This window comes from Pseudomonas sp. NBRC 111132, from assembly GCF_001320565.1.
In the GTDB taxonomy this organism is placed as follows: Bacteria; Pseudomonadota; Gammaproteobacteria; order Pseudomonadales; family Pseudomonadaceae; genus Aquipseudomonas; species Aquipseudomonas putida_P.
Map to the genome: position 1 here is coordinate 20,094 of NZ_BCBI01000052.1, position 26,637 is coordinate 46,730.

Annotated in this window: 25 protein-coding genes and 1 riboswitch; of the genes, 14 read left to right on the forward strand and 11 right to left on the reverse strand. The window is 63.0% G+C overall.

What is annotated here, in order from left to right:
• Window positions 1–8: 8 nt before the first annotated feature.
• Window positions 9–1,418: an adenosylhomocysteinase gene (gene ahcY, locus APH35_RS21590; RefSeq protein WP_012274535.1), complete on the reverse strand. Its 1,410-nt coding sequence runs from the start codon at window positions 1,416–1,418 to the stop codon at window positions 9–11.
• A gap of 20 nt (window positions 1,419–1,438) precedes the next feature.
• Window positions 1,439–1,535: riboswitch (S-adenosyl-L-homocysteine riboswitch) on the reverse strand.
• A 179-nt stretch (window positions 1,536–1,714) separates the two neighbouring features.
• On the opposite strand from ahcY, the gene APH35_RS21595 reads away from it, so the two are divergent.
• Complete coding sequence (locus APH35_RS21595) at window positions 1,715–2,116, forward strand: acyl-CoA thioesterase (protein WP_012274534.1); 402 nt, start codon at window positions 1,715–1,717, stop codon at window positions 2,114–2,116.
• 32 nt (window positions 2,117–2,148) lie between these two features.
• On the opposite strand, the gene APH35_RS21600 is transcribed toward APH35_RS21595, so the two are convergent.
• Window positions 2,149–3,384 (reverse strand): cation:proton antiporter, encoded by a 1,236-nt coding sequence (locus APH35_RS21600; RefSeq protein ID WP_060515461.1) that lies wholly within the window; start codon window positions 3,382–3,384, stop codon window positions 2,149–2,151.
• 180 nt (window positions 3,385–3,564) lie between these two features.
• Between APH35_RS21600 and APH35_RS21605 the strand changes: the two genes are divergently transcribed.
• Together APH35_RS21605 and APH35_RS21610 are read left to right on the forward strand one after the other, a co-directional pair.
• On the forward strand, window positions 3,565–4,398 hold the full coding sequence (locus tag APH35_RS21605) for an EamA family transporter (protein ID WP_012274532.1): 834 nt from the start codon (window positions 3,565–3,567) through the stop codon (window positions 4,396–4,398).
• Window positions 4,399–4,425: 27 nt separating this feature from the next.
• Window positions 4,426–4,812: an MAPEG family protein gene (locus tag APH35_RS21610; protein ID WP_012274531.1), complete on the forward strand. Its 387-nt coding sequence runs from the start codon at window positions 4,426–4,428 to the stop codon at window positions 4,810–4,812.
• Between the two features lie 50 nt (window positions 4,813–4,862).
• Here the strand turns inward: APH35_RS21610 and mltA are convergent, their stop codons facing one another.
• Entirely contained in the window at window positions 4,863–6,014 is a 1,152-nt protein-coding gene (gene mltA, locus APH35_RS21615) for a murein transglycosylase A (RefSeq protein ID WP_012274530.1), read from the reverse strand.
• A 119-nt stretch (window positions 6,015–6,133) separates the two neighbouring features.
• Here mltA and APH35_RS21620 point away from each other — a divergent pair, with 119 nt between their 5' ends.
• Window positions 6,134–6,592, forward strand: coding sequence for a c-type cytochrome (locus APH35_RS21620; RefSeq protein WP_012274529.1), 459 nt, complete (start codon window positions 6,134–6,136; stop codon window positions 6,590–6,592).
• A 70-nt stretch (window positions 6,593–6,662) separates the two neighbouring features.
• Here APH35_RS21620 and APH35_RS21625 read toward each other — a convergent pair whose 3' ends face one another.
• The 4 genes from APH35_RS21625 to APH35_RS21640 all read right to left on the reverse strand — a co-directional run bounded on the left by APH35_RS21625 (window position 6,663) and on the right by APH35_RS21640 (window position 11,234).
• A complete protein-coding gene (locus tag APH35_RS21625; RefSeq protein WP_012274528.1) occupies window positions 6,663–7,055 on the reverse strand; it encodes a DUF1090 domain-containing protein in 393 nt (130 codons plus the stop codon).
• Between the two features lie 131 nt (window positions 7,056–7,186).
• A complete protein-coding gene (ligB, locus tag APH35_RS21630) occupies window positions 7,187–8,887 on the reverse strand; it encodes an NAD-dependent DNA ligase LigB (protein WP_060515462.1) in 1,701 nt (566 codons plus the stop codon).
• Between the two features lie 145 nt (window positions 8,888–9,032).
• Window positions 9,033–10,223, reverse strand: a complete 1,191-nt coding sequence (metK, locus tag APH35_RS21635) for a methionine adenosyltransferase (protein WP_003249375.1) — start codon at window positions 10,221–10,223, stop codon at window positions 9,033–9,035.
• Window positions 10,224–10,241: 18 nt separating this feature from the next.
• A complete protein-coding gene (locus APH35_RS21640) occupies window positions 10,242–11,234 on the reverse strand; it encodes an ArsR/SmtB family transcription factor (RefSeq protein WP_012274526.1) in 993 nt (330 codons plus the stop codon).
• 227 nt (window positions 11,235–11,461) lie between these two features.
• Here APH35_RS21640 and tkt point away from each other — a divergent pair, with 227 nt between their 5' ends.
• The 9 genes from tkt to APH35_RS21685 all read left to right on the forward strand — a co-directional run bounded on the left by tkt (window position 11,462) and on the right by APH35_RS21685 (window position 20,884).
• On the forward strand, window positions 11,462–13,459 hold the full coding sequence (tkt, locus tag APH35_RS21645) for a transketolase (protein WP_060515463.1): 1,998 nt from the start codon (window positions 11,462–11,464) through the stop codon (window positions 13,457–13,459).
• Window positions 13,460–13,649: 190 nt separating this feature from the next.
• Window positions 13,650–14,711, forward strand: coding sequence for an erythrose-4-phosphate dehydrogenase (epd, locus tag APH35_RS21650; protein ID WP_012274524.1), 1,062 nt, complete (start codon window positions 13,650–13,652; stop codon window positions 14,709–14,711).
• A 12-nt stretch (window positions 14,712–14,723) separates the two neighbouring features.
• Window positions 14,724–15,887: a phosphoglycerate kinase gene (locus APH35_RS21655; RefSeq protein ID WP_012274523.1), complete on the forward strand. Its 1,164-nt coding sequence runs from the start codon at window positions 14,724–14,726 to the stop codon at window positions 15,885–15,887.
• Entirely contained in the window at window positions 15,887–16,138 is a 252-nt protein-coding gene (locus tag APH35_RS21660) for a hypothetical protein (protein ID WP_016489511.1), read from the forward strand. The genes APH35_RS21655 and APH35_RS21660 overlap by 1 nt, the downstream gene beginning before the upstream one ends.
• Before the next feature lie 63 nt (window positions 16,139–16,201).
• Window positions 16,202–16,531: an MliC family protein gene (locus APH35_RS21665; protein WP_012274521.1), complete on the forward strand. Its 330-nt coding sequence runs from the start codon at window positions 16,202–16,204 to the stop codon at window positions 16,529–16,531.
• Between the two features lie 100 nt (window positions 16,532–16,631).
• The gene (gene fba, locus APH35_RS21670) at window positions 16,632–17,696 is read left to right on the forward strand and encodes a class II fructose-bisphosphate aldolase (RefSeq protein WP_012274520.1); all 1,065 of its coding nucleotides are present in this window, start codon (window positions 16,632–16,634) and stop codon (window positions 17,694–17,696) included.
• A 212-nt stretch (window positions 17,697–17,908) separates the two neighbouring features.
• Window positions 17,909–20,035, forward strand: a complete 2,127-nt coding sequence (locus tag APH35_RS21675; RefSeq protein WP_060515464.1) for a putative bifunctional diguanylate cyclase/phosphodiesterase — start codon at window positions 17,909–17,911, stop codon at window positions 20,033–20,035.
• 39 nt (window positions 20,036–20,074) lie between these two features.
• Entirely contained in the window at window positions 20,075–20,575 is a 501-nt protein-coding gene (locus APH35_RS21680; RefSeq protein ID WP_041166610.1) for a M48 metallopeptidase family protein, read from the forward strand.
• Window positions 20,576–20,587: 12 nt separating this feature from the next.
• On the forward strand, window positions 20,588–20,884 hold the full coding sequence (locus tag APH35_RS21685) for a winged helix-turn-helix domain-containing protein (protein ID WP_012274517.1): 297 nt from the start codon (window positions 20,588–20,590) through the stop codon (window positions 20,882–20,884).
• A gap of 71 nt (window positions 20,885–20,955) precedes the next feature.
• On the opposite strand, the gene APH35_RS21690 is transcribed toward APH35_RS21685, so the two are convergent.
• Window positions 20,956–21,408: a GNAT family N-acetyltransferase gene (locus tag APH35_RS21690; RefSeq protein WP_012274516.1), complete on the reverse strand. Its 453-nt coding sequence runs from the start codon at window positions 21,406–21,408 to the stop codon at window positions 20,956–20,958.
• A 153-nt stretch (window positions 21,409–21,561) separates the two neighbouring features.
• Here APH35_RS21690 and APH35_RS21695 point away from each other — a divergent pair, with 153 nt between their 5' ends.
• Window positions 21,562–22,299 (forward strand): substrate-binding periplasmic protein, encoded by a 738-nt coding sequence (locus APH35_RS21695; protein ID WP_060494362.1) that lies wholly within the window; start codon window positions 21,562–21,564, stop codon window positions 22,297–22,299.
• Window positions 22,300–22,332: 33 nt separating this feature from the next.
• On the opposite strand, the gene yccS is transcribed toward APH35_RS21695, so the two are convergent.
• From yccS to APH35_RS21710, 3 genes are all read right to left on the reverse strand, one after another.
• Window positions 22,333–24,516, reverse strand: a complete 2,184-nt coding sequence (gene yccS / locus APH35_RS21700) for a YccS family putative transporter (protein ID WP_060515465.1) — start codon at window positions 24,514–24,516, stop codon at window positions 22,333–22,335.
• A gap of 83 nt (window positions 24,517–24,599) precedes the next feature.
• Window positions 24,600–25,781 carry an NAD(P)/FAD-dependent oxidoreductase gene (locus tag APH35_RS21705; RefSeq protein ID WP_060515466.1) on the reverse strand — a complete coding sequence of 394 codons (1,182 nt, stop codon included), beginning with the start codon at window positions 25,779–25,781 and terminating at the stop codon, window positions 24,600–24,602.
• Window positions 25,782–25,909: 128 nt separating this feature from the next.
• A partial coding sequence (locus APH35_RS21710; RefSeq protein ID WP_177335384.1) for a DbpA RNA binding domain-containing protein occupies window positions 25,910–26,637 on the reverse strand: 728 nt, incomplete at its 5' end.

Sequence of the window (26,637 nt, forward strand, 5' to 3'; positions counted from 1 at the left end):
CTTGCCGCTTAGTAGCGGTAGGCGTGTGGCTTGAACGGGCCTTCGACGGTCACGCCGATGTAGTCGGCTTGCTGCTTGGTCAGTTTGGTGACCACGCCGCCGAAGCCGCGGACCATTTCCAGGGCCACTTCTTCGTCGAGCTTCTTCGGCAGCACTTCAACGGTCAGGCGCTCGGCTTTCTTCTCGGCCGACAGGTCGGCGTACTTCTGCTCGAACAGGAAGATCTGTGCCAGTACCTGGTTGGCGAACGAACCGTCCATGATGCGGCTTGGGTGGCCAGTGGCGTTGCCCAGGTTGACCAGGCGGCCTTCGGCCAGCAGGATCAGGTAGTCGTCGTTCTGCGGGTCGAAGCTGCCAGCGCCGGTGCGGTGGATCTTGTGCACCTGCGGCTTGACCTCTTCCCAAGCCCAGTTCTTGCGCATGAAGGCGGTGTCGATCTCGTTGTCGAAGTGGCCGATGTTGCAGACCACGGCACGCTTCTTCAGGGCCTTGAGCATGTTGGCGTCGCAGACGTTGACGTTACCGGTGGTGGTCACGATCAGATCGATCTTGCCCAGCAGGGCCTTGTCGATGCTGGCTTCGGTGCCGTCGTTGATACCGTCGATGAACGGCGAGACCAGCTCGAAGCCGTCCATGCAGGCCTGCATGGCGCAGATTGGGTCAACTTCGGTGACCTTGACGATCATGCCTTCCTGACGCAGGGACTGGGCCGAACCCTTGCCCACGTCACCGTAGCCGATCACCAGGGCTTGCTTGCCCGACAGCAGGTGGTCGGTACCACGCTTGATGGCGTCGTTCAGGCTGTGACGGCAGCCGTATTTGTTGTCGTTCTTGCTTTTGGTGACCGAGTCGTTGACGTTGATCGCCGGGACTTTCAGCTCGCCCTTGGCCAGCATGTCCAGCAGGCGGTGCACGCCGGTGGTGGTTTCTTCGGTCACGCCGTGAACACGGTCCAGCACCTGTGGGTACTTCTTGTGCAGCAGTTCGGTCAGGTCGCCGCCGTCGTCGAGGATCATGTTGGCGTCCCATGGCTGGCCATCTTTCAGGATGGTTTGCTCCAGGCACCACTCGTACTCTTCTTCGGTTTCACCTTTCCAGGCGAATACCGGGATGCCGGCGGCTGCGATCGATGCGGCGGCCTGGTCTTGAGTCGAGAAGATGTTGCAGGACGACCAGCGCACTTCGGCACCCAGGGCAACCAGGGTTTCGATCAGTACGGCGGTCTGGATGGTCATGTGGATGCAGCCCAGGATCTTCGCACCCTTGAGCGGTTGCTCGGTCAGGTACTTGCGACGCAGGCCCATCAGGGCTGGCATTTCCGATTCGGCAATGATGGTTTCGCGACGGCCCCAGGCGGCCAGGGAGATGTCAGCGACTTTGTAATCGGTAAAACCAGCAGGCATGTTTGCAGCGCTCATGAGAGCCTCCATTCGTAGTGTGCGAATGGGCGCCGTTGTGCGTTAAGCGCCCGCGAGAGCGAGCAACGCCCCATCCGAGCCTGACAGGCCTAGCCTGCTGCAGCGCCCCTCGGACAGGTGGCGGGCATGGCCCCGCTGTGGGCAGCCATGTAAAGCGGCGCAGATTATAGCCGCGAGCGGCACCTTCACCCAAGGTTTTCTGTCGATTAATCGCGACGATAGTCGATGTTCAATGGAGCGATGGCGGCCGCTCTGCCATCATTGCTACACGTTAGCCAAGCAGGTCAGGAGTACAGATGAACTTTCACACCCGCAAATGGGTTAAACCCGAAGACCTCAACCCCAATGGCACCCTGTTCGGTGGCAGCCTGTTGCGCTGGATCGACGAAGAGGCGGCGATCTACGCCATCGTCCAGCTGGGCAACCAGCGCGTGGTGACCAAGTACATGTCGGAAATCAACTTCGTCAGTGCGTCGCGCCAGGGCGACATCATCGAGCTGGGCATTACCGCCACCGAGTTCGGCCGCACCTCGATCACCCTCAAGTGCGAAGTGCGCAACAAGATCACCCGCAAGAGCATCCTGACCGTCGACAAGATGGTGTTCGTAAACCTGGGTGAAGACGGCTTGCCGGCAGCCCATGGGCGCACCGAGATCAAGTACGTGCAGGACCAGTTCCCGGATTCGGCAGTAGAGTGATTTTCTGGGGCCGCAAAGCGGCCCCAAAAACCTCACGGCTGGGCGCTGACCTTGCGCACCACCCGCCCGATGCTCAAACCCTGCACCAGAATCGACGACAACACCACGATGTAGGTGATCGACAGCAGCAGGTCACGCTCCTCGCCCAACGGCAGCGACAGTGCCAGGGCCACCGACACCCCGCCGCGCAGGCCGCCCCAAGTCAGCACCCGTACCGTGCCCTTGGGCACAGGGCGCCAGCGGCGCAGCAGCACGATCGCCGGGGCTACGGTCAGCAACCGCGACAGCAGCACCGCCAGCGCCAGCACGCCGCCGGCCGCCAGGTGCATCCAGTTGAACGGCAGCAGCAACAGCTCCAGGCCGATCAAGGCGAACAGCAAGGCATTGAGCATGTCATCGATCAGCTCCCAGAAACCGTCCATGTAGCGGCGCGTCATGTCATTCATCGCCAGGTTTCGCCCCAGGTTACCGATGATCAGGCCGGCCACCACCATGGCGATCGGTGCCGACACGTGCAGCTCGTAGCACATCGCCGAGCCACCGATAACCAGTGCCAGGGTCAGCATGACCTCCACCTGGTACTGCTCGATGCTCTTGATCATGCGGTACGTGGCATAGCCGATCAGGCCGCCGAATACCACGCCGCCAATGGCCTCGCGGGCGAACAGGATCGCCGTGTCGGTCATGCTTGGCGTTTCACCCAGCTGGATGATGCCCAGCAACACGGTGAACACCACGACCGCCGTGCCGTCGTTGAACAGCGATTCGCCAACGATGGTGGTTTTCAGCGGTTTGGACGCATTGGCGGTACGCAGCGCGCCCAGTACGGCAATCGGGTCGGTGGGCGAGATCAGCGCACCGAACAGCAGGCAGTAGATCAGCGGTACCTGCCAGCCGAACAGGGCGAATACCCAGTGCGACAGGTAGCCAATGACCACGGTAGCGATCAGCACGCCCAAGGTGGCCAGCAGGCCAATGGGCCAGCGGTAGCTGCGCAGGTCGCTGAGGTTGACGTGCAATGCACCGGCAAACAGCAGGAAGGCCAACATCCAGTGCATCAGCAGGTCGTTGAAATCGATTTGGTTCATCAAGCCTTCGACACGTTCTTCCAGGCCAGGGAAGCCGATCAGGCTAAGGCCCTGCAGCATCAGGGAGAACAGCAGTGCCGTGACCATCACGCCGATGGCGGGTGGCAGGCCGATGAAGCGGTAATTGACGTAGGTAAGGAGGGTGGTGAGGCAGATAAACGCGGCAACTAATTCAAGCATCCCGAATCCTGTAACAGTGGCTTCCAAGTCGTAACCCGAATGGCTCGGGCAGCTCTTTGATGACCTGGCGCGGGGTTCGGGACACAGGGTTTGACCGGAATCTCTGTAATCGTTCCCATGCAGTGGCCCTCTGGAATGCCATATATTCAACCCTTGAACACCGCACAAGGATAAGAAGGCGTGTTGGCAACATCCCTGGTGCTGGTCGCCGCCCTGCTGCATGCGACCTGGAATACCCTGATCAAATTCAGCGGTGAGCGCTTGCTGGTCATCGCCAGCATGGACACGGTGGCGCTTGCGTTCGCGTTGCTGGCCGTGCCTTTCGTCGATGTGCCACCTGCCGAAATCTGGCCCTGGCTGATCGCCTCCGCGTTGGCCGAGCAGCTGTACCGCTATTTGCTGATCCAGGCCTACCGCGTGGGTGACCTGGGGCTGGTCTATCCTCTGATGCGCGGGCTGTCGCCGCTGGTGGTGCTGGGGCTGACCCTGGCCTTTGCCGGGGAATCGCTGAGCCAGCAGCAGATCATCGGTATCCTGCTGATCCCCTGCGGCATGGCGTGCCTGTTGTGGCAGGGCGGCGGCGGTGACCGGCTGCCCTGGTCGATGCTGCCGGTAGTCGCCTTGATTGGCCTGTGCATCGGCTGCTACACCTGGTTCGACGGCCAAGCCGTGCGCCTATGGGGCAAACCGTGGGATTACCTGGTGTGGCTGACCCTGCTCAGCGCCTGGCAGTTCCCGTTGCTGGCCAGCGTGGCGCGGCGAGCACCGTTCGTCCTGTTTTGGCGAACGCAATGGCGTTTGGGTTTGGCGGTTGGGTTTTGCGTATTGTTCAGTTATGCCCTGGTGTTGTGGGCCATGCACCTGGGGTCGGTGGCCGAGGCGGCAGCGTTACGGGAACTGAGCGTGATTCTGGTGGTGCTGCTGGGTATGCGCTACCTCAAAGAACCTTTTGGCGGGCCGAGACTCCTAGCTTGCGGGCTGGTCCTGGCAGGCACGCTGGTGATGAAGCTCTAACCCATTTTCGAACAAGGAGTCTTGAGCATGACCGTTGCCTTGTGGTGCATCCTGATCGCGCTGCTGTTGAACCCGCTTTGTGCCTTGATCGCCAAGGTGAGCAGTGGCCGGTTCGGCCTAAAGGACAATCACGATCCGCGTGCCTTCCTCGATACCTTGTCGGGCCTGCCACGGCGCGCCCATGCTGCGCAGCAGAACGGCTATGAGGCGTTTCCGGCATTTGCAGCGGCGGTGCTGGTGGCGGATATCGTCGGCAATGCCGAGCAGGTGACCCAGGATGTGTTGGGGGTGATGTATATCACCAGCCGCCTGCTATACATCATCTGCTACCTGGCCGACTGGGCGGCCTTGCGCTCGCTGGTGTGGTTTGCCGGATTGGCAATTATCGTATCGTTCTTCGTGGTTTCCATCTGAAGCCGCGTTGCCTGCTTCGCGGGCAACGCCCGCGAAGAAACCAACGCCGATCAAAGTACTTTAGGTACTTCTGGCAGTGGTTGGCCCTTGGGCCACAACATCCAGATCTGCCCTTGCTGCTTCATGTTCCCGGCCAACTCGCCGGCTTCCGGCCCGGTGCCCCAGAACAGGTCTGCACGCACTTCACCCGTAATCGCCCCGCCGGTGTCCTGTGCGCCTACCGGTCGTACCACGGGTGAACCGTCCGGGCGTGTGGTAGACAGCCATAACAGGCTCCCCAGCGGAATCACCTTGCGATCGATGGCCACGCTGTAGCCGGCGGTGAGCGGCACGTTCAGCGAACCGCGCGGGCCTTCATTGCTGTCCGGCCGGGTGCTGAAGAACACGTAGCTGGGGTTGCTGGCCAGCAGTTCCGGTACGCGCTGCGGGTTGGCCTGGGCCCAGGCATGAATGGCACCCATGCTTACTTCCTCTTTCTTCAGCTGGCCCTGTTCCACCAGCCAGCGGCCGATCGGCCGGTAAGGGTGGCCGTTCTGGTCGGCGTAGCCCAGGCGCAGTTGGCGGCCGTCTTCCAGTTGAACCCGGCCGGAGCCCTGGATCTGCAGGAACTGCAGGTCCATTGGATCAGTCAGCCAGGCCAGCACAGGCGCCTTGACGCCATTGCGGTTGATCACTTCGGCTGTGTCGTACGGTTTGAGCACCCGGCCATCGAGCCGACCGCGCAGGCGTTTACCCTTGAGCTCGGGGTACACGCTGGCCAGGTCCACCACAATCATGTCATCCGGGATGCCGTAGACCGCCACATGGTTGCTCGCCGATTGCCTCAGGCTGCCGGGGTAGACCGGCTCGTAGTAACCGGTAATCAGACCGTTGGCATTGTTCTCGGCGGAGCGCAGGCCGTAAACCTGCAAGTTCTGCTCAAGGAAGGTACGCACCTGGGCGGCGCTGGCTGTGGCGTTGCCGGCGGCTTCGCAGGTGGCGGCCCACACCGCGTCACGCTTGAGCTTTTCGCAGCCGCTGCGCCAGGCGTAGAAACCGGCCAGCAAGTCTTCATCGCTGACCGCGGGCAGGTCTTTCCAGTTGGCCGGGGCGTAGGTGGCGATGGCATGGGGCTCGGGCTTGGCGTTTTCGCCGCCGTTGCAACCGGCCAGCAAAGCCAGCACTGGCAGTGTCCAGGCCAGATGGCGCAGGGCAGATTTCATGTGTGCATTCCTGTCATGGGCGAACATGAAGATTCGCCCCTGTTTTTTATGTGGCTATTGGTCTTTGGCCCTTGGGCAGCGATACTGACCGCCCATTTGCGTAGGCCGAAGTGAGTGTGATGTTGAAGCGATTGACCGTTGTTGTTCTGGCCGCACTGGCCCTGGGCGGTGCCCTGAGTGGGTGCGATAGGGTCGACCCCAACTCGCCGCTGGGCAAGCGCAAGGTAATTTTCAAGGACATGCTCAAGACCAGCGAAGACCTGGGCGGCATGTTGCGTGGCCGGTTGCCGTTCGACGGGGTGAAATTTGCCGACGGTGCGTTGAAGCTGGACGGTCTTGCGCACCAGCCCTGGCAGCACTTTCCACAGGTACGCGATGGGGGTGACAGCGCCGCCCGTGCCGAAGTATGGGTGCGTCAGGCGCGCTTTCATGACCTGGCCCGTCAGCTGGAGGGTGTTACCGGCGAACTGGTCGAGGTAACCCGCAGCCAGCCGCTGGATGCTGCGCAGTTGAAAGTGCCGATGGACAAGGTCGAAGCGGCTTGCAAGGCGTGCCATACCGAGTTTCGTAATCATTGATGGCCTGCGCTGCCCTCTGTGGAACTGTCTTGAATTCCTGTAGGGCGGCCGCGCTTATCCGTCGGATGCCTCAGCGGTCGAGGTCGTCGACCGCTTCCTGCAGCTCTTTACGCGATTCGGCCAGCTTGTCCTTGCGCTTGTTGATCTTCTCCGCGTCGCCTTTCTTCTCGGCTTTCTTCAGGTCCTTTTCCCGCTGCGCCACTTCGTGACGTGCATCGAGCACCTTCTGCTCACGCTCTTTGCGCAGGCTGGCATCCGTGCAGTTGTCTACGCCGCGCAGCGCTTCTTCCAGCCCCGCGACTTGGTCGCTGTTACCGTGGTCACGGGCAATTTTCAGCTGGTTCTCGATGGCGCTGCGTTTGGCGGCGCAACCGGTCAGGCCAGGGTCCGGCTGGGCCGCTTGCACGGCGCCTGCAGCCAAACCCAGCGATGCGAGCAGGAAAAGAGTCGAAATGCGTTTCATGAAAAGCCTCCTGAACGGGGCGGGGCAGCAAAAGTTGCTGGAAATCCTGCCTTGGTTTTGCCCATTTAGAAACCCTTGGTGAGGTTTTCCGGTTGAATCCCGGGTTTTCCTGCAGGCTTTTTGGTAAAAAATCATTGCTCGATGCGCTCGGGGGGGGGCGAAAACCCTTCAATGCCGGATTCCGCCAACCGTGTGGCAATGGCTTGCACCTCCGCGGCCGCGAAGAAACCCACAAGCTGACGCGAGCGTTTTACGCCGATGTCGGGCACTGTTTGCCATTGACCCGCGCTGCGCGAAGCCATTTCTTGCCAGCCGCCTGTCAGTTGCAAATGCTTGCCAATGGGCGCGCCAAGGCCGCGCAGCCACTGATCGAAGGGGCGTGAGCGGGCTTGGTCGAAACTGCCCAGCAGTTGGGCCGCTGTAAGGCTGCTGATGCCGGGCACCTGCTGTAAGCGTTCGGTATCGAGCTGCAGCCAATCGGTCATCGAAGTTACCAGGCCAGCATCGACTAGCCGACGCCATGTGCCGGGCCCGGTACGTGGGAGGGCCAAGCCCTGTTTGCCGCTGAGCCAGGTGAGCCGGGCAATGAATTGTTCCTCGCAGCCCTCGCTGGGCTGCCAGCAACTGAGGGCATGATGCCGACCGGGTGCAGGCGCGCCCAGTGGTTGGCGTTCGACCGCGCGGTGCACGACGTGCTCAAGGCGAGGGATGGTCAGCCCGGCGAGGCTGATAGCGACCTGGTCACCGGGGCGAATATCCAGGGCTTGCCAACGCGCCAGCGAGCCGAGGCTGACCTGGGTGATGCGCCGGTCATCGAGGGTTACCGGCTGCACATGCGCAATGGGCGTGATCCTGCCAGTGCGGCCAACCCGAAAGCGCACGTCGCGTACTTCGGCCAACGCTTGTACATAGGGGTATTTCCAGGCGGCGATCCAGTACGGCGCCTTGGCCTGCCAGCGCTCGGCAGGCGGCCGGCTGCCCAGGCGCAGGATCACGCCGTCGCTGGCAAAGGGCAGGGGTGAACGGTACCAGTGCTCACGCCAGCGCGCTGCATCCTCCAGCGTGTCGACGGCGATACTGTAATGATGGCTATCCGGGAAGCCCAGTTGTGCCAGCTGCGCGAGGCGATCGGCCTGTCGCTCGGGGCCATGCGGCCAGCCCCACACGAACAGGCCGATCGTGTTCCCTTGCTCGCGAGTCAGTTGTTTGCGTGCGAGCAGCCCGGCCACGGTACCGCGAGCGTTGGCACTGCCTGCCTTGGCCTGTACGTGTTCGTTCAGGCGCAGGTACAGCTCACCCTGCAAGTGCAGGTCAATCGCCTGAGGCAACTGTCGGGTGACTGCATCGAGCTGGGGAATGTGCCTGCTCCAGTCATGCCCCTGCAGCCCGTCCCCCCGGCTGATCAGCTGTACCAATTGGCCTTGTCGATAAATGAGGGAAGCTGCGACACCGTCGACCTTGGGCTGTACCCATACCCCGGTTTTCCCGGCCATCCAGCGTGCCACGGCCTGGCGGTCCGCCAGCTTGTCGACACCGGTATGCGGCACGGGGTGAGGGAGTGGACCGCGAGCGCTGGTCAAGGGTGACGGGCTGGGCGCGAGGCCAAAGCACTGCTGCAGGTGCACCAGGCGCTGGCGGCTCTGGTCGTAAAGCTCATCAGCCACCAGCGCGATACCCTGGCGATGGTAGTGCTCGTCCCAGCCGGTAAGGGTGGCCTGTAGTTGCGCGGCTTCAGCCTCGGCCTTTTGCGGGGTCCAGTCGGGGCATGAGGCGGCCCAGGCCAGTGGGGTATTTAGCGCAAACAGCATGGCGAACAACAGCAGGTACGGCATGGCCAGCATCCTTGCATGGCAGGTAGGAACCCCCAGACTAGGCAGGTTCTCTGGCGCTTGCTGAAACACCATTGTCAGCCGATATGTCACAAAAAAGCCCCTGCCGATTGCTCGGCAGGGGCTTTCGCCTGGTGCTGTAGGAAACTTACAGGCCGGCAGCGTCACGCAGCGACTGGGCGCGGTCGGTGCGCTCCCAGGTGAAGGTGGTGAAGGTGTCGTCGCCGACAGTCTTCTGCTGCGGGGTACGGCCGAAGTGACCGTAGGCAGCGGTTTCCTGATACATCGGGTGCAGCAGGTCGAGCATGGTGGTGATGGCGTATGGACGCAGGTCGAAGCACTCGCGCACCAGCTGGATGATCTTGTCGTCGGAAACCTTGCCGGTGCCGAAGGTGTTGATCGAGATGGAGGTCGGCTGGGCCACGCCAATGGCGTACGACACCTGGATCTCGCAGCGCTCGGCCAGGCCGGCGGCAACGATGTTCTTGGCCACGTAGCGGCCGGCGTAGGCGGCGGAGCGGTCGACCTTGGACGGGTCCTTGCCGGAGAACGCGCCACCCCCGTGGCGGGCCATGCCGCCGTAGGAGTCGACGATGATCTTGCGGCCGGTCAGGCCGCAGTCACCCACCGGGCCACCGATGATGAAGTTGCCGGTCGGGTTGATATGGTACTGGGTGCCTTTGTGCAGCAGTTCGGCCGGCAGGGTGTGCTTGACGATCAGCTCCATCACGGCTTCTTGCAGGTCTTTCTGCGACACTTCCGGGTTATGCTGGGTCGACAGCACCACGGCGTCGATGCCGACTACCTTGCCATTTTCGTAGCGGCAGGTGACCTGCGACTTGGCATCCGGACGCAGCCATGGCAGCAGGCCGGACTTGCGCGCTTCGGCCTGGCGCTCGACCAGACGGTGCGAGAAGCAGATCGGCGCCGGCATCAGCACTTCGGTTTCGTTGCTGGCGTAGCCGAACATCAGGCCCTGGTCACCGGCGCCCTGGTCTTCTGGCTTGGAGCGGTCCACGCCCTGGGCGATGTCTACCGACTGCTTGCCGATGATGTTCATCACGGCGCAGGTGGCACCGTCGAAACCGACGTCGGAGCTGTTGTAGCCGATGTCGATGATGACTTTGCGCACCAGGTCTTCCAGGTCGACCCAGGCCGAAGTGGTGACTTCGCCGGCGATGATGGCGACACCGGTCTTGACCAGCGTTTCGCAGGCTACGCGGGCGTACTTGTCCTGGGCGATGATGGCATCGAGGACAGCGTCCGAAATCTGGTCGGCGATCTTGTCCGGATGCCCTTCGGACACGGACTCGGAGGTGAAAAGGGAGTATTCGCTCATCTCGAAGGTTCCTGAAATTTACCGATGGTGTATGTCGTCAGCCGTCCGCTGGAAATGGCGGACCTGGATCTGGAAACCGTTACGCAAGCCCACGTACAGGCTGTCCCCATGGGCCAGCCCGGCAGCGTTGGCCCAGCGCGCCAGGTCGTCCTGCTCAAAGCCAAGCCACAGGTCGCCGCAGGCTTCGCGCGCCCACCCCTGGTCATGGCTGCACAGTTCGGTTACCAGCAGGCTGCCGCCTGCCTTCACCCGTTTGGCCAGCTGGCGCAAGGCCAGGGCCGGGTCGCTGAAATGGTGCAGCACCATGTTCAGCACAACGCAGTCGGCGGCCACATCCGTTGCACCCAGTGCATCGGCCAACTGCAGGTTCACGTTTTCGAGCCCTTCGCGCTGGCACACCTGGCGCGCCAGTTCGAGCATGGTCGGGCTGTTGTCCAGGGCGGTGACCTGGGCGAAGCGCCGTGCCAGGTCAGGCAGGAAGCCACCGTCACCGGGGCCGACCTCAAGCGCGCTGGCAGCCGGGTCGAAATGCAGCTTGTCGAGCAGCGCCAGCAGGCTTTCGCGGTACTGCGGCAGGCCGGCGATCAGGTCTTGCTGGGCGCGGAACTTCTCTTCCACGCGCAGGAAGAAGTCCTGGCTGGTGGCCGCGCGGCGTTGCTGCACTTGGGCGATGCGTGCCTGCACATCGGGCGGCAGGGCCAGGTCGTCGACTTCTTCGAGCAGCGCCACATGCAGCCGACCGCCCAGACGCAGGCCGTCAGGCAGGGCGCGGCGGTAGAAGATGGCGTTGCCTTCGCGCCGGGTTGCCACCAGCTCGGCCTGGGCCAGCACCTTCAGATGGTGACTCATGCCCGACTGGCCGATGTCGAAAATCTGCGCCAGTTCCAGCACGCCGAACGAATCGTTGGCCAGGGCGCGCAATACGTTCAGGCGCAACGCATCGCCACTGGCTTTGCACAGGGCGGCCAATGCTTCGCGTTGCTCGGGTGTCGATTGCGCGCGCAGGTTCATGGGGCGGCAGTCTAGACAGGCATCGATGCCCTAGCAAGGCCAATATCAAAAAGTTTTGATATTGAGTGATGAGCGGGGCGGCTAACCCGGTTTTGCCCCGAATTGAATGCCAATCACAGGAAAATCCCCCGACTGCGACCATACGTCATTGCCCCAAGCCCCCCAGTGGGCGAAAATGGCCGCCTTTTTCGTGACACCACCTATTCAAGCCCCCCAGGAGATCAGCGATGCCCAGCCGTCGTGAACGTGCCAACGCCATTCGTGCCCTCAGCATGGATGCCGTGCAAAAGGCCAACAGCGGCCACCCAGGTGCCCCTATGGGCATGGCGGATATCGCCGAAGTACTTTGGCGCGACTATCTGAAGCACAACCCGAGCAACCCGAACTTCGCCGACCGTGACCGCTTCGTGCTGTCCAACGGCCATGGCTCGATGCTGATCTACTCGCTGCTGCACCTGACCGGCTACGACGTCACCATCGATGACCTCAAGTCGTTCCGCCAGCTGCACAGCCGTACTCCGGGCCACCCGGAATTCGGCTACACCCCGGGTGTGGAAACCACCACCGGCCCGCTGGGCCAAGGCCTGGCCAACGCCGTGGGCTTTGCCCTGGCCGAGAAAGTACTGGGCGCCCAGTTCAACCGTGAAGGCCACAACATCGTCGACCACAACACCTATGTGTTCCTGGGCGACGGTTGCATGATGGAAGGCATCTCCCACGAAGTCGCCTCGCTGGCCGGCACCCTGGGCCTGAACAAGCTGGTTGCCTTCTATGACGACAACGGCATCTCCATCGACGGTGAAGTGGAAGGCTGGTTCACCGACGACACGCCGAAGCGTTTCGAGTCCTACAACTGGCTGGTGATCCGCAACGTCAATGGCCATGACGCCGACGAGATCCGTACCGCCATCGAGACCGCCCGCAAGAGCGATCGTCCGACCCTGATCTGCTGCAAGACCATCATCGGTTTCGGCTCGCCGAACAAGCAGGGCAAGGAAGACTGCCACGGCGCTCCGCTGGGCAACGACGAAATCGCCCTGGCCCGCAAGGAACTGAACTGGAACCACGGTCCGTTCGAAGTCCCTGCCGACATCTACGCCGAGTGGGATGCCAAGCAAGCCGGTGCCAAGGCCGAAGCCGAATGGAACACGCGTTTCGACGCCTACGCCGCCGCCTTCCCAGAACTGGCCAGCGAGCTCAAGCGCCGCCTGAGCGGTGAGCTGCCGGCCGACTTCGCGGAAAAAGCCGCTGCCTATATTGCTGAAGTCGCGGCCAAGGGCGAGACCATTGCCAGCCGCAAGGCCAGCCAGAACACCCTGAACGCCTTCGGCCCGCTGCTGCCGGAATTGCTGGGCGGCTCGGCCGACCTGGCCGGTTCCAACCTGACCCTGTGGAAAGGTTGCAAGGGCGTCAGCCATGAAGATGCCAATGGCAACTACATGTACTACGGCGTGCGCGAGTTCGGCATGACCGCCATCATGAACGGCGTTGCCCTGCACGGTGGCCTGGTGCCTTACGGCGCGACCTTCTTGATGTTCATGGAATACGCCCGCAACGCCGTGCGCATGTCTGCACTGATGAAGCAGCGTGTGATCCACGTCTACACCCATGACTCCATTGGTCTGGGCGAAGACGGCCCGACTCACCAGCCGATCGAGCAGCTGGCCAGCCTGCGCAGCACGCCGAACCTGGACACCTGGCGCCCGGCCGACGCGGTGGAATCCGCCGTGTCCTGGAAGCACGCCCTGGAGCGCAAGGACGGCCCTTCGGCGCTGATCTTCTCGCGCCAGAACCTGCAGCACCAGGTACGCAGCGATGCACAGATCGCCGACATCGCCCGTGGCGGTTACGTGCTCAAGGACTGCGCTGGCGAGCCTGAGCTGATCCTGATCGCTACCGGTTCCGAAGTGGGCCTGGCCGTTCAGGCCTTCGACAAGCTGACCGAGCAAGGCCGCAAGGTGCGGGTCGTGTCGATGCCGAGCACCAGCGTGTTCGACGCCCAGGACGCAGCCTACAAGCAGTCCGTGCTGCCGCTTGAAGTGGGTGCGCGCATCGCCATCGAAGCCGCCCACGCCGACTTCTGGTACAAGTACGTCGGCCTGGAAGGTCGTATCATTGGCATGACCACCTACGGTGAGTCGGCGCCAGCTTCGGCACTGTTCGAAGAGTTTGGTTTCACCCTGGAGAACATCCTGGGTACTGCCGAAGAGCTGCTGGAAGACTGATGTAACAATGGAGGGCAGTGACGCCCTCCAGGTCGTGCAAGGGGAGGGCTTCGCCCTCCATCGCGACGCAAGGCCGCTCCTACAGGTACCGCGCAACCCCGATGTTGCCGCGGTACCTGTAGGAGCGGCCTTGTGTCGCGATGGGCCGCAACGCGGCCCCAAAAGCCATCATGCGTTAGCGAGCCAACGAATGCCCCACCTGCGTCCCTACAAAGTTGCACTCAACGGTTATGGCCGCATCGGCCGCTGTGTCCTGCGCGCGCTGTTCGAGCGGGGGGCAAAGGCCGGTTTCGAGATCGTCGCGCTGAACGACCTGGCCGACCAGGCCAGCTTGGAATACCTGACCCGCTTCGACTCCACCCACGGGCGTTTCCCCGGCGAGGTGAAGGTCGACGGCGACTGTCTGCATATCAATGGCGACTGCGTGAAGGTGATGCGCAGTGCCACCCCCGAAGGCATCGACTGGGCCGCGCTGGGCATCGACCTGGTGCTGGAGTGCTCCGGTGCCTACAACACCCGTGCCGATGGCCAGCGCTTCCTCGATGCCGGTGCGCCCCGGGTGCTGTTCTCGCAGCCGATGGCCAGCGAGGCCGACGTTGACGCCACGGTGGTCTATGGCATCAACCAGGCCTGCCTGACCGGCAGCGAGCGCCTGGTGTCCAACGCCTCGTGCACCACCAACTGCGGCGTGCCACTGCTGCGGGTGCTGGACCAGGCGTTCGGCATCGAATATGTGCAGATCACCACCATCCACTCGGCCATGAACGACCAGCCGGTGATCGACGCCTACCACCACGAAGACCTGCGCCGCACGCGCTCGGCCTTCCAGTCGGTGATCCCGGTGTCCACTGGTCTGGCGCGTGGCATCGAACGCCTGCTCCCGGAACTTGCCGGGCGAATCCAGGCCAAAGCGGTACGGGTACCGACCGTCAACGTCTCGTGCCTGGACATCACCCTGCAGACCGCCCGCGACACCAGCGCGGCCGAGGTCAACCGGGTGCTGCGCGAGGCCGCGCTGGAAGGCCCGCTGAAAGGCCTGCTGGCCTACACCGAGCTGCCGCACGCCAGCTGTGATTTCAACCATGACCCGCATTCGGCGATCGTCGATGCCAGCCAGACTCGTGTTTCCGGCCCTCGCCTGGTGAACCTGCTGGCCTGGTTCGACAACGAATGGGGTTTTGCCAACCGTATGCTCGACGTTGCAGAACACTTTCTGCACGTCGTCCACCCAACCCGCAACAAACAGCCCTGAAGGACTGCATTCATGACCGTGTTGAAGATGACCGACCTCGACCTGCAAGGTAAGCGCGTACTGATCCGCGAAGACCTCAACGTGCCTGTGAAGGACGGTGTGGTAGCCAGCGACGCGCGTATCCTGGCAGCGCTGCCGACCATCAAGCTGGCCCTGGAGAAGGGCGCGGCGGTAATGGTCTGCTCGCACCTGGGCCGCCCGACTGAAGGCGAATTCTCTGCCGAGAACAGCCTCAAGCCGGTTGCCGACTACCTGAGCAAGGCCCTGGGCCGTGATGTGCCGCTGGTTGCCGACTACCTGGACGGTGTCTCGGTACAGGCCGGTGAGCTGGTGCTGTTCGAGAACGTGCGCTTCAACAAGGGCGAGAAAAAGAACGCCGACGAGCTGGCGCAGAAATACGCCGCCCTGTGCGATGTGTTCGTCATGGACGCTTTCGGCACCGCGCACCGCGCCGAAGGTTCGACCCATGGCGTAGCCAAGTTCGCCAAAGTCGCTGCTGCTGGCCCGCTGCTGGCGGCCGAGCTGGATGCCCTGGGCAAGGCCCTGAAGGCCCCGGCCAAACCGATGGCGGCCATCGTTGCCGGCTCCAAGGTTTCCACCAAGCTGGACGTGCTGAACAGCCTGAGCAGCGTCTGTGACCAGCTGATCGTCGGCGGCGGTATTGCCAACACCTTCCTGGCCGCTGCTGGGCACCCGGTGGGCAAGTCGCTGTACGAGCCGGACCTGGTCGATACTGCAAAAGCCATCGCTGCCAAGGTCAGCGTACCGCTGCCAGTCGACGTGGTGGTCGCCAAGGAATTCGCTGAAACCGCCGAAGCCACCGTCAAGGCCATCGCCGACGTTGCCGCCGACGACATGATCCTGGACATCGGCCCGCAAACCGCAGCCAACTTCGCCGAACTGCTGAAGTCGTCGAAGACCATCCTGTGGAACGGCCCGGTCGGCGTGTTCGAGTTCGACCAGTTCGGCAACGGCACCAAGGTGCTGGCCAAAGCCATTGCCGACAGCGCCGCGTTCTCCATCGCCGGTGGCGGTGACACCCTGGCAGCCATCGACAAATATGGCGTCAGCAAGGAAATCTCCTACATTTCTACCGGGGGTGGTGCCTTCCTCGAATTCGTCGAAGGCAAGGTTCTGCCAGCGGTGGCAATCCTGGAAGAGCGGGCCAAGGCCTGATGACGTCGGCGCTTGGCAAAGGGAGTGGCCTGATGGTCAAGCAGTTGCCTGTGATGATGCTGGCTGGCCTGCTGAGCGCCTGCTCGGGTAGCCCGGCCTCCGATGGCGACCCGGCGCACCCGCCCAAGGGCGGGTGCTACCAGTCCGAGTGGCAGGCCGAAACCGTGCCGGTCATCAGCAAGCGCGTGGGCCCGGAAGGCCTGGAAAAGTACGACGAAGACCACCAGCGCAAGGCGCCAGGCTGCCCTTGAACCCGGCGTTTCGTCGGCTCAGGCAACCAAGCGGCCGCTGTGTGGTCAGCTAGAGGATATGCAATGAAAGCGCTTTTGGCCGTGACGGCCCTGGCGACACTGGCAGGATGCTCACTGCTGCAGCCGGCGCAACCCGCCCCGGCAGACAACTGGACCCGTTGGGTCTGCGACACCCAGGCCGAAGTGCTGTGGCGCTTCGCCGATGCACAACGCGACCAGGTCGACGTGCGCCTTGGCGGCGGTGACCAGGTCTACCGGCTCAAGTCCGAGCCGGGTGCTTCGGGTGCGCTGTACAGCGATGGCATGCTGGCCTTCCACACCAAGGGCGAAGAAGGCCTGGTGTACTGGGTGGCAACCAACGATCTGATTGGGCGGGGCTGCAAGGCACCGTGACTGGCCGGGCCGCGAGGGTGGCCCACACTACTTGAACAGCAACCGCCCCTGCGGCAGGCTTGCACGAAACAAACGACGCTTGTCGGGAGAGAGATACACAATGGCACTCATTAGCATGCGCCAGATGCTGGACCACGCCGCCGAGTTCGGTTACGGCGTACCAGCTTTCAACGTCAACAACCTCGAGCAGATGCGCGCCATCATGGAAGCGGCCGACAAGACCGATTCCCCCGTGATCGTCCAGGCTTCGGCCGGTGCCCGCAAATACGCCGGCGCCCCGTTCCTGCGCCACCTGATCCTGGCTGCCATCGAAGAGTTCCCGCATATCCCGGTGTGCATGCACCAGGACCACGGCACCAGCCCTGACGTCTGCCAACGTTCGATCCAGCTGGGCTTCAGCTCGGTGATGATGGACGGCTCGCTGGGTGAAGACGGCAAGACCCCGACCGACTACGAGTACAACGTCCGCGTTACCCAGCAGACCGTTGCCATGGCGCACGCCTGCGGCGTTTCGGTAGAAGGCGAGCTGGGCTGCCTGGGTTCGCTGGAAACCGGCATGGCCGGTGAAGAAGACGGTATCGGCGCCGAAGGCGTGCTGGACCACAGCCAGATGCTGACCGACCCGGAAGAGGCCGCCGACTTCGTCAAGAAGACCCAGGTCGACGCCCTGGCGATTGCCATCGGTACCAGTCACGGTGCCTACAAGTTCACCAAGCCACCTACCGGTGACGTGCTGGCCATCGACCGCATCAAGGAAATTCACAAGCGCATCCCCAACACCCACCTGGTGATGCACGGTTCGTCCTCGGTACCGCAAGAGTGGCTGGCGATCATCAACCAGTACGGCGGCGACATCAAGGAAACCTACGGTGTACCGGTCGAAGAGATCGTCGAAGGCATCAAGTACGGCGTGCGCAAGGTCAACATCGATACCGACCTGCGTCTGGCCTCTACCGGTGCCATGCGCCGCCTGATGGCGACCAACCCGAGCGAGTTTGACCCGCGCAAGTTCTTCGGTGAAACCGTCAAGGCCATGCGTGACGTGTGCATCGCCCGTTACGAAGCCTTCGGCACCGCTGGCAATGCCTCGAAGATCAAGCCGATCTCCCTGGAAGGCATGTATCAGCGTTACCTGAAAGGTGAGCTGGCCGCCAAGGTCAACTGATCGACAGGCAGCCCTGAAAAACCCGCAGCGATGCGGGTTTTTTTATGGGCAAAGAAAGCCTGCGCATAATTTCGGCAGACCGACCGTTAGTCGGCTACCGTACAGTTGAGCCACTGATAGCGTTCTGATTGCATTGCGCGTTACAGCCTCGGGTCTAGAGTATTGATGGATCCAACCGTATTTTGAAGTCGGTCACATAACAGAGAAGCAGCATGGATGGCGCTCACCCTCAACCACAGCCACTGGATGGCAGCTCGGTTCTTCTGGTAGTAGACGACTACCCCGAGAACCTGATCAGCATGCGGGCCTTGCTGGCCCGGCAGGATTGGCAAGTGTTGACGGCAAGCTCGGGGATGGAAGCCTTGAGTGCGTTGCTTGAACACGAAGTCGACCTGGTGCTGCTGGATGTACAGATGCCGGAAATGGACGGTTTTGAGGTTGCCCGGCTGATGCGCGGCAGCCAACGCACCCGGCTGACCCCGATCATTTTCCTCACCGCCAACGAACAGTCCGAAGCGGCCGTGCTCAAAGGCTACGCCAGCGGCGCCGTGGACTACATGTTCAAACCGTTCGACCCGCAGATTCTCAAACCCAAGGTTCAGGCGCTGCTCGACCAGCAGCGCAACCGTCGCATGCTGCAGCGGCTGAGCCGTGAGCTGGAAGCGGCCAGGGCCTTCAACGCGTCGATCCTGGAAAATGCCGCCGAAGGCATCCTGGTGGTAGATGCCGAAGGCACCATCAGTTTTGCCAACCCGGCCATCTCGCGCTTGCTGTCGTCCCCGGTGCAGCAGCTGCAGGGCGCCCACCTGCTCGACCTGATGCAACTGGCCAGTGCCAGCCTGTGGCGCGAATCGGACTTCTACCAGGCCTATCTGGGGCGCCAGATTTTCCGTGTACACGATGCCCAACTACGCACACAGGGGGGCGAACTGGTGCCGGTGGCGCTGTCCTGCGCACCGTTGCCCGTCGACCAGCAGGCCATGGTGGTGACCGTGCTGGACATGTCGGTGGTGCGCAACCTGCACCAGCAACTGGAGTACCAGGCCATTACCGACCCGCTCACCGGTCTGCTCAACCGTCGCGGTTTCTATCAGGCCGCCGAAGGTGCGCTGTTGCGCAACGAGCGCTCGGACAAGGCGCAGGCGTTGATGTACATGGACCTGGACGGCTTCAAGCGTATCAACGACTCGCTTGGCCATGATGCGGGCGACCGGGTGCTGCGCTGGGTGGCCGAGCAGCTCAAGGACTGCCTGGGCAGTGAGGCTTTGCTGGCGCGCATGGGCGGGGATGAGTTCACCGCACTGTTCGACAGCTTGCCTTACCCGGAGCAGGCCGGGCGTTATGCCGAACGGCTGCTCGAGCGTGTTTCCATCAGCCATGAGGTAGACGGGCTCGACGTATGCCTTGGGGTGAGCATCGGCATCGCCACCTACCCGGACTGCGGCGCCAATGTAGAAGGCCTGCTACGCGCAGCCGATGCCGCGATGTACGCGGCCAAGCGGGCCGGCCGCCAGCAATATCGCTTCTACGATCAGGAACTCAATGGAAGGGCGCGCTCGCGGTTGATGCTTGAGGACGGTGTGCGCACGGCCATCGAGCAGCAAGACTTCACCTTGGTGTACCAGCCGCAGGTCTCCTTCAACGATGGCCGTCTGCGAGGGTTCGAAGCCTTGCTGCGCTGGCAGCACCCCAGTGTTGGCGATGTGCCGCCGGGGCTGTTCATCCCGTTGCTGGAGGAGGCGCGGTTGATCAACCGCCTGGCCAGCTGGATCTACCGCCAGGGCGCGGCCCAGCGGCAGGCCTGGTACGAACGCTTTCCGGCAGACCTTGTGCTTGGCATCAGCTTGAGCCGCGCGCAGTTCGTGATGCCAGGCCTGGTCGAAGAGCTGCAGCGGGTCATCCAGCTTTACCAGCTTGTCCCGGCGCAGCTGGAGGTGGAGGTGGCGGAAACCTCGCTGATGTACAACATCGATGCGGCCGTCAAACAGATACACCGCTTGCGCGAGCTTGGCGTGCGGGTGGCCCTGGATGACTTTGGTGCGGGCGACTGTTCGCTGCGCATGCTGCGTGACTTGCCGATCGACACCTTGAAACTCGACCGTCACCTGGTAGCGCGCTTGCCCGACTCGGCAGTGGATGCCGCCCTGGTGCGCAGCGTTATCGGGCTGTGTGCCGACTACAGCATCACGGTGATCGCCGAGGGTGTGGAAACCCCGGCACAGGCGGCCTGGCTCAAAGCCAATGGTTGTGAATACGTTCAGGGTTTCCTGGTGGCTTATCCGATGACTGCCGCGGACGCCAGCGGCTTCCCGGCGATTTTCTCCTGGCCAGGGCCATGATTGGCTAGAATCGGCATTCGTTACGCCGACTACAGCGCCATGACCGTATTACGTTACTTGCAAGCCTACCCGCCGCACCTGCAGCAGCAGGTGCGGCAGATGATCGACAGTGACCGCCTGGGTGAGTACCTGCAGCGCCGCTATCCCGACCGCCATGACGTGCAAAGCGACAAGGCGCTGTACGGCTATGCCCAGGATCTGCGCCAGCAGTACCTGCGCAGCGCGCCGGGCCTGGACAAGGTGCTGTTCGACAGCCGCCTCGACCTGACCCACCGTGCCCTGGGCCTGAACACGGCAGTGTCCCGGGTGCAGGGCGGCAAGCTCAAGGCGAAGAAGGAAATCCGCATTGCTTCCTTGTTCAAGGAGGCCGCGCCACAGTTCTTGCGCATGATCGTGGTGCACGAGCTGGCGCACCTGCGCGAGCGCGATCACAACAAGGCGTTCTACCAGCTCTGCCAGCACATGGAGCCGGACTATCACCAACTGGAATTCGACCTGCGCGTCTACCTGACCTACCGGGAGCTGCCGGGCAACCTCTAAGGAACATGCAGCATGGAAGTGAGCAAGACCAAGAGCAGCTTCTACCGGCGCCTATACGTGGCCTGGCTGATCGACAGCCAGACCGCGACCAGCGTGCCCGCCCTGATGGAGGCCACCGGCATGCCCCGGCGCACAGCCCAGGACACCATCGCCGCCCTGGCCGACCTGGACATCGTCTGCGAGTTCGAGCAGCTGGAAGGCGCACGCAACCACGCCGGGCATTACCGCATCCATGAGTGGGGGGCGATCGACAAGCAGTGGATCATCCGACACCTGCGGCAGATCCGCGAAGTGCTGGGTTACCCCTGATCAAGCGGGTGGCCGCAGTGCCCTGTGGGCGCGGCCTTGTGTCGCGAAAGGGCCGCTCCCACACGGTTGGCTCAACCCTTGCGCATCCCGATATGCGGAATGTCGTCTTCCAGGTATTCCTCGCCCACCACCGCAAACCCATGGCGTGCATAAAACCCCTGCAAATGAGCCTGCGCTGACAGGTATACCGGTACTCCCGGCCAGCAATGTTCAGCCGCTTCCAGGCCTTTGAGCAGCAACGGGTGCCCCAGCTTTTGCCCACGTGCCTCGGGTGCGGTAACCACGCGTCCGATCACCACGTCCCCGCCCTGTGACTGCGGGTCGAGCAGCCGCAGGTAGGCCACCAGCTTGTCTTCCTGCCAGGCCATCAGGTGCAAGGTATCGCCGCTCAGGTCCTGGCCATCGACTTCCTGGTACGCGCAACGCTGCTCGACCACGAACACTTCGGTGCGCAATTGCAAAATGGCATAGAGCTGGTCCTTGCCGAGGTCGGTGTGGTGCTTGCAGAGCCAGTCGATGGACATTGGCGAACTCCTTGAATGGGCTGTCGATCATCGCACGTCATCTGTGCTTCGGCCAAAATAGAGGCTAAATGACACTATTGGCCGCTGCCCTCGGCAACGGCTTTGTGTAATCTCATCGGCAGTGTGCGCCCCCCATTGCGAAAGGACGTGAGCATGCGGCCACTGCTTTGTGTTCTGGGATTACTGGCAATGATGCTGGCAACACCCGCCTCGGGTCACGACAGGCTACGCCTGGTGGCCGACAACTGGCCACCGTTCACCGATGCCAACATGGCGGGTGGCGGCCTGGCGACCAGCATCGTCACCACGGCATTGGCCCGTGCCGGCTACGCCAGCGGCTATGAAGAAGTGCCGTGGGCGCGGGCGTTGCTGGGGGTTGGTGAAGGGCGCTACGACGTGCTGATCAATGCCTGGTACAACGACTCACGCGCCAACATCGGGCAATTTTCCAAAGCCTATCTGAGTAACCGCATTCGCCTGCTGCAGCGCAAGGGCGAAGCGTTCCACTACAAGCACCAGTCTGACTTGTACCCCTACAGCATCGCCGTGGTGCGTGATTACGCCTACTCACCAGAATTCGACGGCGATACTCGCCTGCACAAGGTGCCGGTGCGCAACTTCTCTTCCGCGGTGCGCATGCTGGCGGCAGGGCGGGTGAACCTGGCGGTGGAGGACGAGTACGTGGCGCGTTACAACCTGCAGCGCGAGCCGCAGGACGTGCGTGATGGGGTGATGCTGGTGGAGCCGCCGTTGGGGGAAAACACCCTGCACATCCTGGTCAGCCTGAAGCACCCGGAGCATCAGCGAATCGTCGAGCGTTTCGAGCAGGCGATTGCGGCGATGAAGGCCGATGGCAGCTATGCCCGGCTGCTGCGCCAACATGGCTTTTGACTTCTGAGGCCCGCACCGGCTTATCGAGCAAAATCAGGCCGGCGCACCTTCCTTGATCAGGTGCGCCGCCAAGGTCCTCAATGGCCCCAACTGCCGGCAGATCAATGCCAACTGCGTCTGCACCAGCCGCTGATGCTCATCCAGTTCTTCCGGCATTTGCTCCAGGGCATTGGCCAGTGCTTCTTCGGCATCACTGTGAATCGCGATCGGCAGCCGCGCCGCCAAACCGTTGGCGATCTCGTCCAGGCTGCTGGCCAGGCTTTGCCCGGCACCTTCGATCAACTGCTCCTGCACCTGCGCCGGCAACGCCGTGTCGCGGTGCGCGCCCAGCCCCGAGAGGTAGCTGAGCAAGGTGTGCGACAGTACCAGGAAGCGGAAGCCAACGTCGGCCTCCTTACGGAAATGTCCCGGCTCCATCAGCATGTTGGCCAAGGTGGTGGACAGTGCCGCGTCGGCGTTGTGAGCATTGCGCCGGGCCAGGCGGTAAGCCAGGTCGTCACGCTTGCCATGGGCATACTGCTGCATGATCTGGCGCAGGTACACGCTGGCGCAGGCCAGGGTATTGGCCAGCGCCTTGTTCAGCCGTCGCCCTTGCCAGTCAGGCAAGAACAGGAACACCGCAAGGATGGCGATCAGGCTGCCCACCAGGGTATCGAACAGGCGTGGCAGGAACAGGCCGTAGCCATCGCCGATCTGGTTGAAGCAGAACAGCACCATCAGGGTGATCGCGGCCGTGGCCAAGGTGTAGCGGGTGGTGCGGTTGACGAAGAACACCACCCCGGCGACCACGGCGAACAGCGACTGGATGACCGGGTTGGGGAACAGGTCGAACAAGGCCCAGCCCACCGTCAGGCCGACAGCGGTGCCGAAGATGCGCTGCACCAGCTTGCGCCGGGTTGCGCCGTAGTTGGGCTGGCACACGAACAGCGTGGTGAGGATGATCCAGTAGCCCTGGGTCGGGTGAATCAGGTGCACCATGCCGTAGCCGATCGACAGCGCCAGCGGCAGGCGCAAGGCGTGGCGGAACAGCAGCGAGGTCGGTGTGAGCTGGGTGCGCAGGCGCGTCCACACGTCCTTCAGCGAGCGTGGCGAGCGGTCGAGCAGGCTGCTGTCGCTGGCGTCGGCCAGGCTGTCCGGGTTGCTGGCGGCACTGAGCTGGCGGTCCAGCGTTGCCAGGTTGGCGGCCAACGCCCGCAGCGAGCGCAACAGGCCGCGCCAGGCCGGGTTGCTCTGGATACGCAGGTGCTCAAGCGAAGCGTTGAGGTCCTCGAGGGCTTCGGGATAACCGCTGGCCAGCACGAATGGCTGGCGCAGGCGGATCGAGCGGGCCAGCTCCTGGCAGGATGAACCCTGCTTACGCAGCAGGCGCTGGCAGCGGAACATCACATCACTGTGGAAAAACGCCTCGGTCAAGGCGTTGTAGGGGTAGTGCGAGGCACTGACCCGTTCGTGAATGTCCTGGGCCAGGAAGTACAGCTTGAGGTAACGGCTGACCTTCGAGTTCGGTTGGCTGTTGCCCACCCGGTGCAGGATGATTTCCTTGGCTGCGTTCAGCGCGGCCACCACCTTGCCGTTCTGTTGGGCCAGCTCCAGGCGCCGGGCCTCGACGTCGAGGGTGCGGATCGGTTCGAACAGGCTGGCCTTCAGCTTGAGGTAGCTGCCCAGTTCGTAGAACAGCTTGGCCAGGCTCTGCTGCACCGGCTGGTTGGAAAACAGCGCCTGCCAAAGTACTGAAAGCAGCCCGTACCAGGCCGCACCCGCCACCAGCAGCAGCGGCTCGTGCCAGAAGTCCGTCACTTGGCCGCCGCGCTGGTCCACACCGATCATGGTGTAAACCGCCGTGATCAGTGTCGCCGAGGCAATCGCACCATAGCGCTCGCCCAAGGCGCCGAGCATGGTCAGGCCAAACGCCGCGAGGGCCAGGGCGACGGCAAAGACCCAGGGGTAGGGGAACAGTAGTTCGACCGCCAGCGCAGCGATGGCGAAACACACCAGGGTAACGGCCAAGGCGCTAAGGCGGCCTTGCCAGCTGTCGTCGGTTTCGGCCAGGGCGCTGGCGATGATGCCGAGGAATAGCGGAATCAGCAGGGCCATCTCGTTCTGGTACCAGCACAGGGCCAGGCTGCCGGTGAGGGCGATGGTGACCCGGATGCTGTAGCTGAACTTGTCTTGGCCCCACAGGCGACGCAGTGACTGACGGAACGAGCTCGATGACATGATGGCCTGCTAGGCAGTGAGCGAAGAATGCAGTGCAGCACGGGCCAGCAAGAAGCGTTCCGTGCTGCTGAATGGATTCTACTCTACACGAACTGCGCTGCGGCGTTGGCCGATGCCCAGGCCCACTGGAAGTTGAAACCGCCCAGGTGGCCGGTGACGTCCAGCACTTCGCCGATGAAGTACAGCCCAGGGCTTTTCAGCGACTCCATGGTCTTGGACGACACTTCGCGGGTATCGACGCCGCCCAAGGTCACTTCGGCGGTGCGATAGCCTTCGGTGCCGGCCGGCACCACTTGCCAGTTCGCCAGCTTTTCGGCAATTTGCGCCAGCTCCGCAGGGGTGTACTGCTTCATCGGCTTGGACTCGAACCACTGCTCGGCCAGCAGGTTGGCCAGCTTGCGAGTGAACACTTCGCCCAGCACGGTCTTCAGTTCGGCGTTGGCGCGTTCGGCCTGCATCTGTTGCAGCCAGGTCAGCGCATCGCGGTCGGGCAGCAGGTTGATCTCGACCGTGTCGCCGGCTTCCCAGAACGACGAGATCTGCAGGATTGCCGGGCCGCTCAGGCCGCGGTGGGTGAACAGCAGGTTCTCGCGGAAGCTGGTGCCATTGCAGCTGGCGGTGCAATCCAGCGAGGTGCCGGACAACTCGGTGCACAGTGCCTTGAGTTGGGGCTCGGTGATGGTGAACGGCACCAGGCCGGCGCGGGTCGGCAGCAGCGCGTGGCCAAACTGGCGCGCCACTTGGTAGCCGAAGCCTGTGGCGCCCAGGGTCGGAATCGACAGCCCGCCAGTGGCGATCACCAGCGACTGGCAGGCGAACTGGCCGCCGCTGGTCTGCAGCAGGTAGCCGTCTTCGGTCTTTTCGATCTGTTCGATGCTGGTATGCATGCGGATCTCGGCGCCGGCCTCATCGCATTCGGCCAGCAGCATGTCGAGGATGTCGCTGGCCTTGTTGTCGCAGAACAGCTGGCCAAGTTTCTTCTCGTGGTACGGTACGCCGTGTTTGCACACCAGCTCGATGAAGTCCCACTGGGTGTAGCGGGCCAGGGCCGACTTGCAGAAGTGCGCATTCTGCGACAGGAAGTTGGCTGGCTCGGTGTACATGTTGGTGAAGTTGCAGCGCCCGCCGCCGGACATGAGGATCTTCTTGCCTGGCTTGTTGGCGTGGTCGAGCAGCAGTACCCGGCGGCCACGGCGGGCGCTGAGCTGGGCGCACATCAGGCCGGCGGCGCCGGCGCCGAGGATGATCACGTCGGTGGAGTGCACGGTATAAACCTATCTGGATTCGTAATGGCTACGCCGAACCTGTGGGAGCGGGTTTACCCGCGAATAGGGCGGTGCACGCACCATCGCATTCGCGGGTAAACCCGCTCCCACAGGGACCTTGCCTGGCTTTAGATAATGCGGACTTTCAGGGCGCGACCCTTGATCTTGCCGCTGTTCAGCCGCTGCATGGCCTGTTTGGCCAACGCCCGCTCCACGGCCACGAACGCCTGGAAGTCGAAGATGGCGATCTTGCCCACCTGCTTGCCCGGGATCCCGGCATCACCGGTCAGCGCACCGAGAATGTCGCCAGGGCGCAGCTTGTCCTTGCGGCCAGCGGCAATGCACAGCGTGGTCATCACCGGCAGCAGTGGTTCGCCGCCCTTGTTCTTCAGGCTGTCCAGCGAGTCCCAGCGCAGCGGGCTTTTCTGCAGGTCTTCGATGGCTTGGGCACGGTGGCCTTCGGCCGGTGCCACCAGGCTGACCGCGATCCCTTTCTCGCCAGCACGGCCAGTACGGCCCACGCGGTGCACGTGGATTTCCGCATCACGTGCCAGTTCCACGTTGATGACCATGTCCAGGCCATCGATGTCCAGGCCACGCGCGGCCACGTCGGTCGCCACCAGCACCGAGCTGCTGCGGTTGGCGAACATGGTCAGCACCTGGTCGCGGTCACGTTGCTCCAGGTCGCCGTGCAGGGCCTGGGCGACGATGCCCTTGGCGGTCAGGTGGGCAACCACATCCTCGCACTGCTGCTTGGTGAAGCAGAACGCCACGCAGGACTGCGGGCGGTAGTGGCCGAGCACGCGGGTGACGGCCTCCAGGCGGTGCTGCGGGTCGATCTCGATGAAGCGCTGCT